Origin of the sequence: Mycobacterium sp. RTGN4 (genome assembly GCF_033804635.1) — a bacterium.
In the GTDB taxonomy this organism is placed as follows: domain Bacteria; phylum Actinomycetota; class Actinomycetes; order Mycobacteriales; family Mycobacteriaceae; genus Mycobacterium.
Genome location: NZ_JAPZLB010000009.1, coordinates 194,514 through 207,720 on the forward strand (window position 1 = coordinate 194,514; position 13,207 = coordinate 207,720).

A 13,207-nucleotide genomic window follows, 5' to 3' on the forward strand; every position below is an offset into this window, starting at 1 on the left:
CCACGGTGTGAGCGGCGCTAGTAGTTCAGCCCGGAGAACATGACCCGGCCGGGATCGTACTTCTGCCGGACAGCGCTCAGCTTCGATAGATTTTGGCCGAAGTACCGCGCCGGTGGTTGATTCGCTTCGACATAGTTCACGTACCCGCCGACCGAATACTGTTGCACCGCTTGGTGTGCGGTGTTCAGCCAGCCGACGGCCGCCGCTGGCGGTCCGGATGGTTCGATATACCACTGCACCAGCGCGGACTGCCCGCGCCAGGGAAACGCGGTGGCACCGGGTGCCACCGTGGCCAGCGCGCCGTCGAGCGTGTGCATGATCGCCAACATGCGGCCGGCTCCTGCGGGAAAGGCGTTGACCGCTGCGGCGATGCCCTGGGCCGCTCCCGCGTCGATGGTCCGAAAAACGTCGGACCCGCCGACGTATGCCAGCGGAGCCGGATTCATGTTGTTGCCTGCCAGGTACTTCGTCAGATCGAGATAGTTGAACGTCTGGACGTCGGTCCCGATCGGTTGCACGCCTACGGCTTTGGTGACGGCGTCGGCCACGCTGTTACCCGACCCGGCAGGGCATGTCGCCATGATGCGACAGTGCGTACCCGTCGCGTCGGTGGTGCTGTCCGCCAGTGCCCAGTTGCTGCGGTCGGCGGTCCGCAACCAGTTCTGCCAACCGACGAGGACCTGCGCGAACGACTCCGTCGGGAAATGGACGTTCACGACGTCGGCGTCCGAGATGGGGAACGTGGCAAACGTCAGCGAGGTCGTCACCCCGAAGTTTCCGCCGCCACCACCACGCAACGCCCAGAATAGGTCGGGGTTCTCGGCTGCAGACGCGGTGACTGCCTGGCCCCCTGGTAGTACGACCGTCGCCGATGAAAGCGCGTCGGAGAGCAGGCCTGCATGGCGGGACTGGGCGCCAAGCCCGCCGCCAAGGGCGTGCCCCGCGGCACCGACCGTCGGGCAGATACCTGTCGGGATGCCCCTGCCTGCCGCGGCCAACGTTTGGTGCAGATCCCACAAACTCGTCGCGGGCGTCGCAGTGACTCGCCCGCTTGCGGCGTCATAGTTGATTCCGCCGGGCAACTGACGCAGGTCGAACACCATCGCGCCGGTCGTCGTGGACGCCCCTATGTAGGAATGCCCACCGCCGCGTGGCGCGACCTTGAGATTGTTGGCTGCGGCGAACGTCATCGCCTTCTGCACGTCCGCTGCCGATGTCGGGGTGACGATCGCCGCAGGCGTCGACCCGTTGAAGTTGGTGTTGAAAACCTGCTTCGCCGAGGCGAATTGACTGTTGTCAGGCAGTAGGACCGGGTTGCCGATGGCCGCTGACAAAGCACCCCAGCCGGAGGCGACCGGCTCGGCGGCAGCCCGCACCGAGCCGAAAACCGTGCCCGCGGCTAACGCGCCCGCGGCACCGCGCAGAAACGTCTGACGGGATATCTCACGCGCCAACGTCGGGCCCCCGCAATTCCGTCACGCCCCGAATTGTCAATCACGAGACGACGAGAACCGCGGTGCCGCACGAGCCGTTGCGCGACAGAGACCGAATCGAGATCAGAAGATGGAGTAGACCTTTCGCACCGTTTCGTGAATGTCCCACGTGCCGGTCCAGCCCTTGGGGAACACGGCCATGTCGCCGACGCCGATCACCGAGGCCTCGCCGCCGTCGGGCGTCACGGTCATGCTGCCTGCGACCAGGTAGATCACCTCGTGGGTTTCCAGCGTCCAGTGCGACGGCCCCGGTGCGCACTGCCAGATGCCAGCCGATGCGTCACCGTCTTCCCACAATTGGATGCCGTGCGTGGCCATCTCATCGCCGGTGGCCTCGTCGAGCGGGCCCCAGTCCTCGAGCTCGGCGTCGGCCGCTCCGGAGATGAAGGGGGTGAGGATAGTGGTTCTCATTGGGTCGCTTTCTCTGGAAACGGTAGTGAAATGGGTTCTGGTGCTACCCGACTGTTGCCTTCTGCGTCGAAACGGTCGAGCCCGAGGTCGGTGAGGTCGAGCCACGTGCACTCGCCGGTGGTGGCGAGGTCCGCGGCGACCTGGGCCACGGCTGGGCCCCACATCATTCCGTGCCCGGCCGGGCTGGCCACTACGGTGCCGTCGACGGGACCGTCGTCGGTGAGCAGCGGGCCGAGGATGGGTAGGTGGTCGGGGGTGTAGTCGATGGTGGCGGCCCACGACCGGCGCAGCCCGAGTCCACGAACCGCAGGGAAGAGGTATTCGATGCGGTCGCGGGCCTTGCGGTAGTACAAGGTGTCGAAGTCCACTGCGGTGCCCGGTGGTTCGTCGGGGTTGCTCATGCCCCACAGCACGCCGCCGGCTTCCCCTGGCCGCCAATAGATTCCGGAGGTCACGTCGAACGCCATCGGTACGTCGTGGATGTCTAGCTCGGCCGGTGCCGCGGTGACGACGACCTGATGCCTGGTGCCGCCTGCATGGATGCGTCCGCCCGCCCGAGCGCCGACGGCGGCGAGCTTCGGACCGCCGGTGAGCACCACCCGTTCGGTGGTGATCGGCCCGGCGGAGGTGTCGACGCCGACCACTCGGCCGCCTTGCGTGCGTAGCCCGGTGAACGCGCAGCGCTCCCGGATGTCGACGCCGTGAGCCACTAGCGCAGCGGTGTAGGCCAGCACGTTGCGGGGGGCATCGATGTAGCCGTCGCCAGGTGCGTAGGAGGCGCCGAGCGTGACGCCCTTGGCCAACCCGGTGTTGCGGTCGTCGAGGTCGTCGCTGCTGAGCCATTCGACGTCGAGACCGAGGCTGCGTTGCAGCGCGATGCGGTCGTGGGCTTGCTGCACTTCGGATTCGGTGAAGCTCGGCATGAGGTAGCCCTGCGCGACGAACCCGCAGTCGAGCGGAAAGCGGTCGCCACTGGAGCGGTAGAAGTCTTGGCTGCGCATGCCGAGCTTGATTGCGGGTTCGGTACCGCCCTGCGCGCGGACCATCCCTGCGGCGCGGCTGCTGGCACCGTCGCCAAGGGTGGCCGCCTCGAGCAGGACGACGTTGGGAACTCCGCTTTCGGCGAGCAGGACGGCGGTCCAGGCGCCCACCGTGCCTCCGCCGACCACGACCACGTCGGCGTGAGAGGAACTGGTCATAGTACGAGACCGTGACATAGACTGAACGCTCAGTCAAGCGGTCGGCGAGGATCGGAGTGCGGAGGATGTATGGACTGACGGCGGAGGATCGGCGGATCAGGGAGACGGCGCGGGCGTTCGTCAACTCAGTCATTCCGTTCGAGGTCCAGGCCGAGTTGGCAGGCGGACTTTTGCCCAAGGAGGTGACGGCCGAACATCACGCCAGGGCAATCGAATTGGGCCTTTACGGCACCAACATGCCGACGTCGGTAGGTGGCCAAGGATGCACGGCCCTGCAGCAGGTGCTGGTGCAGGAGCAGTGCGGCCGGGCGACCAACGGGCTGGCCTGGGTGATGCACACGCCGCCACAGTGGTGGGTGGACGTTGCGACCGACTACCAGAAGGAACGCTGGCTGCTACCCGCGGTGCGGGGTGAGAAGCACGAGGCCTACGCCATCACCGAGGAGTTCGCCGGATCGGACGTGTCCGCGCTGGAGGCCACCGCGCGTCGGGAGGGCGACGAGTACGTCGTCGACGGGGTGAAGTGGCACGTCACGTCTTACAATCTGGCCGAGTACCTGTTCGTCCAGGCGCGCCTGGTGGGTGGCGAATTCGACGGTGAGCATGTGCTTCTGGTTGTCGATCTGCCGTGGCCGGGCGTGGAAGTCGTTCGTACGCCACACTATTCGCACCACATCGCCGACGAGCACCCGATCGTTGCCTTCACCGGGGTGCGGGTGCCGGTGGCGAACCTGGTCGGGGCCGAGGGCGAGGGCATGACCTTCAGTCAGGACTGGTTCCGCTTCGAGCGGTTGATGGTGGCGGCCCGCTGCGTCGGGGCAGCGCAACGGTTGCTCGACGAGGTGACGGCATTCGCCAAAGACCGGGTGGTGGACGGCAAGCCGCTCGGCGAACACCAACTGGTGGCGGGCATGCTGGCCGACATCGCCACTGAACTGTTCGCAGCCCGCACGATGCTCTACGAGGTGGCCCGCTCCATCGATGCCGGCACCGATCGCAAAACGCTGCACGCGCAGGCGTCGATGGCCAAGCTGTTCTGCTCGGAGATGGCGGGGCGCGCAGCCGATCGAGCCGTCCAGATCTTCGGCGGGCGTGGATACATGCGCGAGAACGTCGCCGAACGGATGTACCGCGAGCTGCGCGTCGAGCGAATCTGGGAGGGCGCCAGCGAGATTCAGCGGCTCATCGTAGGCCGCCAGCTACTGAACCGCGGTCCGTCGGTAGTGCTGGAGGGAACTCAGCAGGGGTCGCCTGGAGGCGTGTAGTACGGCACTCCCTCGACGGTGTAACAAGGGATCTCGCCGGGAATGTACGGATTGTCGGCCGACGCAATCGCGGCGCCTCTGGCCACGTCACCGGCGACGTTGGTGCACCCGCCAACTGCGACGTGACGGCCACTGGCACCTGCGCAGATGTCGGCTTGCGCTGCCGGCGCGACGACGAGCGGCAAGCCCGCCATCGCGGTGGTTGCGAAGAGTACTGCTACCAGCTTCTTCATTGCACACGTCCTTTGCTAGCCCGGCCCGTCGTTATTATCACGTGCGTCGATCGCCGCGACCGATGTTTGACCGTTTTGCCCGTCGGTCGCGGTCGTGCGGAACGCAAGCAACCGCATGCCGTGGTAGATGACGAGCGCTGCGATCGAGCCAAGCGCGATGCCCGTGAAGGTCAGGCTCCCGGCCGTCCACGTGAAGTCGGCGATGCCGATGATCAGGGGGATGGCGGCCGTCATCTGGTTGATCGGCTGGCTGAAGTCGACGTGATTGGTCAACCAGATGCGCACGCCCAGAATGCCGACGAGCCCGTACAACACGACCGTCGCGCCGCCGAGCACACCGGACGGAATGGCGGAAATGACCGCGCCGATCTTCGGGCAGAGTGCCAGCACGATCGCCACGGCCGCGGCAATCCAATATGCCGCAGTCGAATACACGCGCGTGGCGGCCATCACGCCGATGTTCTCGGCGTACGTGGTCGTGGCCGAGCCGCCACCGAACCCGGCCAGTGCCGTTGCGACGCCGTCGGCGGCGATGGCCCGGCCCATGAGGGGATCGGTGTCCGTGTCGGTCATCTGGCCGACCGACTTCACGTGGCCGATGTTCTCCGCGACCAGGGCGATGACGGCGGGCAGGAAGAGCGGCAGCACCGCGAGCGTGAATGTCGGGGTCTGAAACTTGGGCAGTCCAATCCAGGGGGCCGCCGCGATCGCAGTGGTGTCCAGATCGCCGAGCGCCCACGCGAGCAGGTATCCGACGACGACGGCGAGAAAGATGGCAAGGCGGCCGATGATGCCGCGGAAGAAGGCCAGGCTGCAGACCAGCAGTACCAGGGTGACCAAGCCCAGCAGCGGCCCCTTTTCGAAGTTCTGCTTCGCGGCAGGTGCGAGGTTGAACCCGATGAGGGCGACGACGGCGCCCGTCACGACCGGCGGCAGCGTCGCGTTGAGCCAATCGGTGCCGACGAAGTGCACCACCGCACCGATGACCACCAGGGTGAGACCCACCGCGACGAGGCCACCGAGCGCGCTGCCTGCGCCATTGCTGGCCACCGCCGCCACCACGGGGGCGATCACGGCGAAGCTGGAACCCAGATAGCTGGGTAGCCGATTGCCCGTGATGAGCAGGAACAGCACGGTGCCGATGCCGGAGAAGAGCAGCGTCGTCGTCGGCGGAAAGCCCGTCAGCACCGGCACCAGGAAGGTGGCGCCGAACATCGCGACGACGTGCTGAGCGCCGATGCCGATGGTGCGTGGCCAACTCAGGCGTTCGTCGGGGGCGACGACGTCGGCATCGGCGGGGACGGGTTTCCAGGTCAGCGGAATCACGGTTTCCGACTACACACCATCACGTGGGATCTCGCGCGTTATCCACAGTCAGCGATTCATCCACAGATTGCACTTGGCTCGATGCTATCGAACAGATGTGCGAATAGCGTGGAGTCATGTCCGAACGCTCCTTCCTGACCGCCGAGGTGGCGCGCGCTGCGGTGTGCGCCGAGCTCGACGTGATCGATGCGGCGTTGGACCGCATCCGGAAGACGTCGACCGATCTGGTGGGCAACGCGTTTCGGATCGAGGTGGCGACTCGGCTGGAGGATCAGCACCGGATGAACCGTGGGCTGTCCTACCGGATGCTCGGTGAACTGTTCGATCCGCCCGACGGCCAAGTGGATCCGGACGTGCCGACCGAGCGGCGGGTGCGCGATCGGTTGTGGCAGGGGCTGCGCATCACCCAAGCCGAATTGCGGCGCCGAGTGAAGTTCGCCGCGCGGATTCGGGGGCGGCGCAGCCTGACCGGGCAGCCGTTGCCGCCGGAATTGCCGGTGCTGGCCGGGGCCGTGGAACGAGGCGAGGTGGGTGAGGACCACATCCGCGAGATCTGCAAGGCCCTCGACGTGCTGCCCAATTCCGTGTCGGCGGCCGACAAGGAGAAGGCCGAACGCGTGCTCGTCGAACACGCGCTCACTCAGGATTCGGCGTTCGTCGCAGCGCTGGGGCGCGGCCTCGCCGACTCGCTGAATCCCGATGGGCTCTTCGATGACCGCGACCGTGCCAGGCGGCGTGGGGTGGTGCTGGGCAACCAAGGGCCAGACGGGATGAGCAAGCTCTCGGGTTGGTTGACACCCGAGACGCGGGCGTATCTGGAGGCCGCAGGCGCTGCGGTGCGGCCCGGGCGGCATCATCCGGACACGGATCAGCCGGTGGTCGATGCCAAGACCGACACCCGCACCTCGGCGCAGCGACTCCACGATGCATTCGCGTTGACACTCAAGGCCGGCATCGGCTCCGGCGAGCTCGGGCTACACCGCGGCATGCCCGTGACGGTCATCGTGTCCACCACACTGTCCGAGCTCGAGCAGGCCGCCCGCGCCATGGCCGACCCCTCCGTGCCGATGCCACGGCCCGCACGAACCGGCGGCGGGTCGGCGCTACCGATGCGCGACCTCATCCGGATGGCCAGTGGCGCCATCCACTACCTCGCCGTCTTCGAAGACCATTCGAACCGTCCGCTGTACCTCGGACGAAGCACGCGCATCGCGACCGCCGATCAGCGCATCATCTGCTATGCGCGGGACCGCGGCTGTACCCGGCCCAATTGCCAAGTGCCGGGCTATCACAGCGAGGTCCACCACTCACCAGGCTGGCATCCCGACGGGCGCACCGACGCGGACAAGCTGTACTTCGCGTGCCATTCGGACAATGCCAGGGCCGAGGATGACGACATCTCGACGACGGTCACCGAGGACGGCCGGCTGGCCTGGTCCGAGAGGGATGGGCCGCCGCGAGTCAACCGGTTCCACCACCCGGAAGAGTTACTCGACGACGGCTAGCGCGATAGCCGTGGAATGACTTCGTCGCCAAGGCGTTTGACCCAGCCGGCCGGATCCGGATTGCCGGGCCAGGGGCCGGTGTTGATCGTGTCGATGCCGAGGGCGGCGTACTGGTCGAGCGTGCGCAGATATCCGTCGACGTCGGCGAACGGATCGTCGAAGTAACCGACCGTCAGCCGGATGTCGGAGAAGTCGCGGCCCACTGCGTCGCAGTGGCGGCGCAGCACGTCGATCTTGTGCGGGAGCTCTTCGAGTGTCGACGAGGCATTCCACACGTCGGCGTACTGCGCCACCATGCGCAGCGTCTTCTTCTCGCCGGAGCCGCCGATGAAGATCGGTGGCCGTCGGATCGGCTGAGGCGCACAGATGGTCTCGGCGAGTTGGTAGTGCTTCCCCTCGTAGGGCCCGTCGTCGTCACTCCACATCTGCTGGCAGATCTGCAGCGTCTCCTCCAGCATTTCGAACCGCTCCTTCAGCGGCGGGTAGGGGATGCCCAGCGCGTGGTGTTCACGGTCGTACCAGGCCGCACCGATGCCGAACATCGAACGGCCGCCACTCAATACGTCCAATGTGGTGATGGTCTTGGCCAGCACGCCGGGATAGCGGTAGGTGACGCCGGTGACCATCATCGTCAGCGTGATGCGTTCGGTGAGCGCAGCGAGGTAACCCATGGACGTGTAGCCCTCGAGGAAGGGATTCTCGGCGGGGCCGAAGGTCTCCATCTGGAAGAAGTGGTCGGCGAGGGTGAACATGTCAACGCCACCCTCCTCGGCGGCCTTGGCGGTCGCAGCGAGCGTCGGGGCCAGCTGCTCGGGTGCGCCGGGTAGAAAGTCGATGTAGTGAACGCCTAATTTCATTGTGGTGATTAGCCTTTCGCTAGTCGGAGAGTCGCTCGAGCAGCGTCAGTGCCTCGTTGATGATGCGGCGCTCCGGTTCGGTGTAGCGGTCTTGCATGGCGCGCACCAACCATTCCTCGCGCACCTTGCGGTCGTGCTCGGCATGCTTCTGTCCGCGTGCCGTCAGCGTGATGAGCTGACGGCGCCCGTCCTCGGGATCGGGACTACGAGTGATCAATCCGTGCCGGTCGAGACCCGTCAGCGTGGTCGCCATGGACTGCGGGCGCACGCGTTCTGCTCCGGCCAGTCGGCTGGTCGAAGCGGGCCCGTCCTTGATCAGCCGTATCAGGACTGCGGTCTGGGACGGAGTCAGGTCGTCGTCGGTCGCAACTTCGAGCAGTCGCCTGCGCAGTCTGCTGAACATCACGCGCAGATCGCGCGCCGCCGCTACGGCTGACTCACTGACCTGGCTCATATATACAGTCTAGACTGTGCAGTTGTAACTGTCTAATTTGCCTGGCGAACCCAATAGACCGCGGCGCCAAGCACGACCACGCCCGCACCAGTGAGCACCGATGCCAACGGGAGCGCAAACGCGAGCACCACGCAGCCAACGAAGCCAAGCACGGGAATCACTGTGCGGCCCAACGTGAATGCAGCTGCATTCGTGATCGCGTAGTACAGCAGCACCGTGAACGACGAGAAGCCGATCGCCCCACGGACATCGACGAAGGCCGCGAGCACGGCGACGACGAAGCCCACCGCGACCTCGGCGCGGTACGGGCTGTCGAACCGCGGATGTACGGCGGCCAGCGCGTGCGGTAACTGGCGATCGCGCGCCATCGCCAGCGTCGTGCGGGACACCCCAAGGATCAGTGCCAACAGCGCTCCGACGGCTGCCACCACGGCGCCCACTCGCACCACCGGGACCAAGCCCGGATGGCCTGCGACGGCGTCGGCAAGTGGGGCTGTCGCGGAAGCCATTGCAGCGCTGCCCATTACACCGAGCACCGCGATCGCGACCACGGCGTACACCGCGAGTGTCACGCCGAGGGCGATGGGAATGGCGCGCGGAATCGTCCTGGCCGGATCGCGCACCTCCTCGCCGAGCGTGGCGATGCGCGCGTAGCCGGCGAACGCGAAGAACAACAGCGCTGCCGCCTGCAACACGTCGCCAACGCCAACGAAGTGGCCGAACTCCAACCGCCCCAGGTCAACCCGTCCAGAACCCAGCAGCACCGCGACGACCATGGCCAGTACGGCCAGCACGACGGCGACGATGACCCGCGTCAGCAGCACCGAGCGCTGCACGCCGACGACGTTGACGGCGGTCAGCACGACCACCACCCCGACCGCTACCGCGTGCGCATGCGTCGGCCACGCGTAGTAGCCGACGGTGAGCGCCATCGCCGCACACGACGCCGTCTTGCCCACGACGAAACTCCAGCCTGCGGTGTGTCCCCAGAACTCGCCTAGCCGCTCACGCGCGTACACGTACGTGCCGCCGGACTGTGGATACCGCGCCGCCAGCCGGGCCGACGAGGTGGCGTTGCAGTAGGCCACCACCGCGGCGACTGCCAGCCCGGCGAGCAGCCACGAGCCCGCCGCTTCGGCCGCGGGCGCAAGCGCCACGAAGATGCCCGCGCCGATCATCGAACCCAGTCCAATGGTGACGGCGTCGACGGTGCCGAGACTGCGTTTCAGCGGGACGTGCTCCGGCGTCGGCACGCGCCAATGATAGGCGCGCCAATGATAAGAATCAGCCGGGATATTCGGACGTCAGCACGGTTGCCTCGGGCTTGGCGAAGACGTCGTTGAGCGTCACGGTGCGTAGCTTGCGGTCGGCAATGATGTCGAGCAATTGGTGGTAGGCGGTCGTCACCGGCGGGTGATTGAGGTGCCCGATGACGATGTTCTGCGAGGTGTAGAACTTCTGTGCGTTTGCCACGATGTCGCGCGGGTTCAGGATCGCGTCGTCGCCGATGTTGCCGTCCCACATGGTCGTCGCGGTGTAACCGAGGTCGGCGGCGACAGAGCTGACGAGGTCGTTGTAGGCCCCGTAGGGCGGCCGGTAGTACGGCGTTGCGTCGGCGCCGAAGGTATCCTTGATGAACTGGTCGGTGTGCCGCAACTCGTCCGCGATCTGGCGGCCCGTCATCTTGGTGAGGTCGTGGTGGAGCCACGTGTGGTTGCCGAGCTGAATCTGGCCGGACTCCACCAACGGCAGCAGCAGATCGCGGTTGTCGGTCCACGACGCGAACACACCCGTGACGAACATGGTGAGCCGAATGCCGGTGTCGTGCGCGAGCTGTCCATATGCGTGCACGACGTTGGTGTCGACACCGTCGTCCAGGGTGAGCGCCAACAGGTCGCCCTGGCCCGGGAGCGTGCTCAGCACGGCCCCGCCCGGCAGCAAAACCCGGGCGGCAGGCGGCGGAGGCGGAAGCAGCGACGGCCATGGCGGAGGGGCCGGCGCGCCCTGGGGTTGCGCATCGTCGACGTGTGCGGCCTGGCTCGGGGCTCCGGCGCCGTACCGCGCGAACGCCACCGCCACGGCCGATCCGACGACGCCGAGCAATACGTTGCGGCGTGTCAACGGCGGCGTCGTGCTTGCGCTGCGCACCCGACGCGCAGTCACACGAGTCACTTCAGTAACATTCCGCACGTCGAACAGGGTAGCTGGATGATTGCCCACAGTCGGGGACGCTGGCGTCGACGCCCTTGGACGGAGTCTGAATCCGGGCTTCGAGGTAGCTGGCAGCTCAGTTGCCGTCGGCCTGCGCAGGCATCGCCTCGCGGAGCGATTCCAAGGCCGTCGCGAGCATCATCCCGATGAACGCGACGGACCCGATCACCACCAACGGAATCGCCCACAGTCGACGGAACAGCAGGGCCGATTCGCAGCTGGAGACGAATCCGGTGCCGTTGGTCGCATCGGCGGCCTGGCGGAGGTCACCCGTGAATCCGGTGCCGCACTTGACCTGCCAACCCCACTGATCGAAGTCGGAGATGAAGACCGGGAATCGCATGGCGAACAGCCCGATCACCACCAGGACCGCGCCACCAATGACCATGTACCACCCACGCCGACTCAACTCCCCATCTCCCTTCAGGTCATGCAAACGTTGGCGAACAGCAGCACCGGCCACGACACGATCGATCCAAGGAAGGACACCACCGCGTCGACCTTGGGCATGTGCTGCAGGTGCTCGGTGTGGGTGCTCGACCAGACGAGTCCGACGAGCAGGTACGGGGTGCCGACGACAAGCCCGATCACGATCAACTCGCCGATGGACACCCGGTAACGGACGATCCGCCGCAACCCGGCAACCACATCGACCACGATGACCCCCAACCCAAACAGATCCCCGAGCGATATGTTAATGACGATTCTTACCCGATGGAAGGTTTCCGTCATCACTATCTGCACCAGCTGGCCACTAAGTTGCCGAGCGGTCGCATAGCGTGAGGGCCATGTCGCCCCGCCCCAAGGACCGCAAGGCGCAGATCGCGCGGGCGTCGGCCGACGCCTTCAGCGCGCTGGGCTACCACGGCGTCACCATGGAGGACATCGCGTCGCGGGTGGGGATCTCCGCCACGGCGCTCTACCGCCACTACTCGGGCAAGTATGAGTTGTTCCGGCTCGCGGTGCTGAACCTTGGGCAGCAGTTGGTCGACGCGACGGCGTTCGCCGACGAGTCCGACGCCCAGGCTGTCGCCGCCGATCCCTGGCGGCACCTCGGCGCGCTGGTAGCCGCACTCACCGACACCGCGCTCGCGAATCGTGAGTCCGGTGGGCTCTACCGGTGGGAGGCGCGCTTCCTCAGCGCCGACGACCAGGCCGAGTTGAACCGCCAACTCCGCACGGTGCATCGCCGGATCCAGCGCCCGCTGGCGGTGCTGCATCCTGACCGGACTTCTCGGGAGCGCTGGGTTGGCTCGACCGCCATCCTGAGTGTGCTCGGTAGCATCGTCGACCACCGCGCCCGGCTGCCCGTCGCCCGGATGCGAACCGTGCTGAGCGAACTCGCCAAGGTGATCGCGACCGCCGAGCTCGCCGCGCCCGTCGACGAACCGCACGTCCAAAAGTCGCCGACGAGCCCTGCGACCCAGTCGAAATATGAAGCGCTGCTTGATGAGTCGATGCGACTGTTCAATGAACGGGGTTATCGCGAGACCAGTGTCGAAGAGATCGCCGCGACCGTTGGGCTGCCTGCTTCCGGGGTCTACCGGTACTTCGGGCACAAGAGCGACCTGCTGGCGGCGTCGTTCCGGCGGGCGGCCGACTGGCTGTCGGCCGAGCTAAGCTCCGCCGCCGCCGTCGCGAACGATCCGGAGGAGGCCCTGACGCGGGTGATCGACGCCTACGTCGCCCGATCCTTCGACCGCCCCGAACTGGACTACGTCTACTACACCGAACGGCTGAACATGACGGAGGCCGACCAGAACGTGTTGCGCATCCTGCAGCTGTCGACCGTCGAGTCGTGGGTTCAGTTGGTCGTGGCCGTACGACCGGAGTGGAGCCCAGGGGACGCCCGGTTCGCCGTGCACGCCGCGATGGCACTCGTCATCGACATGGGGCGGTTGACCGAATATCGGGATACCGCACAGGCCCGCGTTCTGGTCGGCGGGCTGCTGGATCTGACGCTGCTCGGGCGCTACCGGTTGCGGGCGACGTTGACGGCCAGATAACCGACGTACCCGAGTGTTCCGAGCACCGCCAGCCTGCGGGTCTTTGGGGCAACCAGGCCGAGGCCGATGGCCGTCTCGATGGCGCCGTTGGTCTTGAGATGACGGTCGGTGTCCTGCGGGAAGGCGGACTTGGTGATGCCTTCGAAGAGCTCGGGGCGGACGAAGTGCGCCACCCCGGTCCCGGCCAACGCCAACCCCACTAGTGCGGGCAGGCGCGACTTCTTTTGCTCTGACACGTACCGATCCT

The 13,207-nt window shown here is 66.5% G+C and carries 15 protein-coding genes; 3 read left to right on the forward strand and 12 right to left on the reverse strand.

Going from position 1 to position 13,207, the window contains the following annotated elements; translation table 11 throughout:
* Nucleotides 1-17: 17 nt before the first annotated feature.
* The 3 genes from SLQ30_RS20705 to SLQ30_RS20715 form a co-directional block, all read right to left on the reverse strand.
* Entirely contained in the window at nt 18-1,454 is a 1,437-nt protein-coding gene (locus tag SLQ30_RS20705; RefSeq protein ID WP_319448115.1) for an FAD-binding oxidoreductase, read from the reverse strand.
* A gap of 102 nt (nt 1,455-1,556) precedes the next feature.
* A complete protein-coding gene (locus tag SLQ30_RS20710; protein ID WP_319448114.1) occupies nt 1,557-1,904 on the reverse strand; it encodes a cupin domain-containing protein in 348 nt (115 codons plus the stop codon).
* Nucleotides 1,901-3,103, reverse strand: coding sequence for an FAD-dependent oxidoreductase (locus tag SLQ30_RS20715; RefSeq protein WP_319448113.1), 1,203 nt, complete (start codon nt 3,101-3,103; stop codon nt 1,901-1,903). Before SLQ30_RS20715 ends, SLQ30_RS20710 begins: the two co-directional genes overlap by 4 nt.
* A gap of 65 nt (nt 3,104-3,168) precedes the next feature.
* On the opposite strand from SLQ30_RS20715, the gene SLQ30_RS20720 reads away from it, so the two are divergent.
* On the forward strand, nt 3,169-4,368 hold the full coding sequence (locus SLQ30_RS20720; RefSeq protein ID WP_319448112.1) for an acyl-CoA dehydrogenase family protein: 1,200 nt from the start codon (nt 3,169-3,171) through the stop codon (nt 4,366-4,368).
* Here the strand turns inward: SLQ30_RS20720 and SLQ30_RS20725 are convergent.
* Together SLQ30_RS20725 and SLQ30_RS20730 are read right to left on the reverse strand one after the other, a co-directional pair.
* The gene (locus SLQ30_RS20725) at nt 4,341-4,601 is read right to left on the reverse strand and encodes a hypothetical protein (protein ID WP_319448111.1); all 261 of its coding nucleotides are present in this window, start codon (nt 4,599-4,601) and stop codon (nt 4,341-4,343) included. The genes SLQ30_RS20720 and SLQ30_RS20725 overlap by 28 nt on opposite strands.
* Nucleotides 4,602-4,616: 15 nt before the next feature.
* Nucleotides 4,617-5,927, reverse strand: coding sequence for a uracil-xanthine permease family protein (locus SLQ30_RS20730; protein ID WP_319448110.1), 1,311 nt, complete (start codon nt 5,925-5,927; stop codon nt 4,617-4,619).
* A gap of 116 nt (nt 5,928-6,043) precedes the next feature.
* On the opposite strand from SLQ30_RS20730, the gene SLQ30_RS20735 reads away from it, so the two are divergent.
* A complete protein-coding gene (locus tag SLQ30_RS20735; RefSeq protein WP_319448109.1) occupies nt 6,044-7,432 on the forward strand; it encodes a 13E12 repeat family protein in 1,389 nt (462 codons plus the stop codon).
* Here SLQ30_RS20735 and SLQ30_RS20740 read toward each other — a convergent pair.
* From SLQ30_RS20740 to SLQ30_RS20765, 6 genes are all read right to left on the reverse strand, one after another.
* Nucleotides 7,429-8,289 (reverse strand): LLM class F420-dependent oxidoreductase, encoded by an 861-nt coding sequence (locus SLQ30_RS20740; protein ID WP_319448108.1) that lies wholly within the window; start codon nt 8,287-8,289, stop codon nt 7,429-7,431. The genes SLQ30_RS20735 and SLQ30_RS20740 overlap by 4 nt on opposite strands.
* A 19-nt stretch (nt 8,290-8,308) precedes the next feature.
* Complete coding sequence (locus tag SLQ30_RS20745) at nt 8,309-8,743, reverse strand: MarR family winged helix-turn-helix transcriptional regulator (protein WP_319448107.1); 435 nt, start codon at nt 8,741-8,743, stop codon at nt 8,309-8,311.
* A gap of 32 nt (nt 8,744-8,775) precedes the next feature.
* Nucleotides 8,776-9,921, reverse strand: coding sequence for an APC family permease (locus SLQ30_RS20750; protein WP_413468114.1), 1,146 nt, complete (start codon nt 9,919-9,921; stop codon nt 8,776-8,778).
* Nucleotides 9,922-10,027: 106 nt separating this feature from the next.
* Nucleotides 10,028-10,915 carry a polysaccharide deacetylase family protein gene (locus SLQ30_RS20755; RefSeq protein ID WP_319448105.1) on the reverse strand — a complete coding sequence of 296 codons (888 nt, stop codon included), beginning with the start codon at nt 10,913-10,915 and terminating at the stop codon, nt 10,028-10,030.
* 115 nt (nt 10,916-11,030) lie between these two features.
* Complete coding sequence (locus tag SLQ30_RS20760; RefSeq protein ID WP_319448104.1) at nt 11,031-11,342, reverse strand: hypothetical protein; 312 nt, start codon at nt 11,340-11,342, stop codon at nt 11,031-11,033.
* A 35-nt stretch (nt 11,343-11,377) separates the two neighbouring features.
* On the reverse strand, nt 11,378-11,602 hold the full coding sequence (locus SLQ30_RS20765; RefSeq protein WP_319448299.1) for a hypothetical protein: 225 nt from the start codon (nt 11,600-11,602) through the stop codon (nt 11,378-11,380).
* 140 nt (nt 11,603-11,742) lie between these two features.
* Here SLQ30_RS20765 and SLQ30_RS20770 point away from each other — a divergent pair, with 140 nt between their 5' ends.
* Complete coding sequence (locus tag SLQ30_RS20770; RefSeq protein WP_319448103.1) at nt 11,743-12,960, forward strand: TetR/AcrR family transcriptional regulator; 1,218 nt, start codon at nt 11,743-11,745, stop codon at nt 12,958-12,960.
* Here SLQ30_RS20770 and SLQ30_RS20775 read toward each other — a convergent pair.
* Nucleotides 12,927-13,196, reverse strand: coding sequence for a hypothetical protein (locus tag SLQ30_RS20775; RefSeq protein WP_319448102.1), 270 nt, complete (start codon nt 13,194-13,196; stop codon nt 12,927-12,929). The two genes, SLQ30_RS20770 and SLQ30_RS20775, sit on opposite strands and share 34 nt — an antisense overlap.
* Nucleotides 13,197-13,207: the final 11 nt, after the last annotated feature.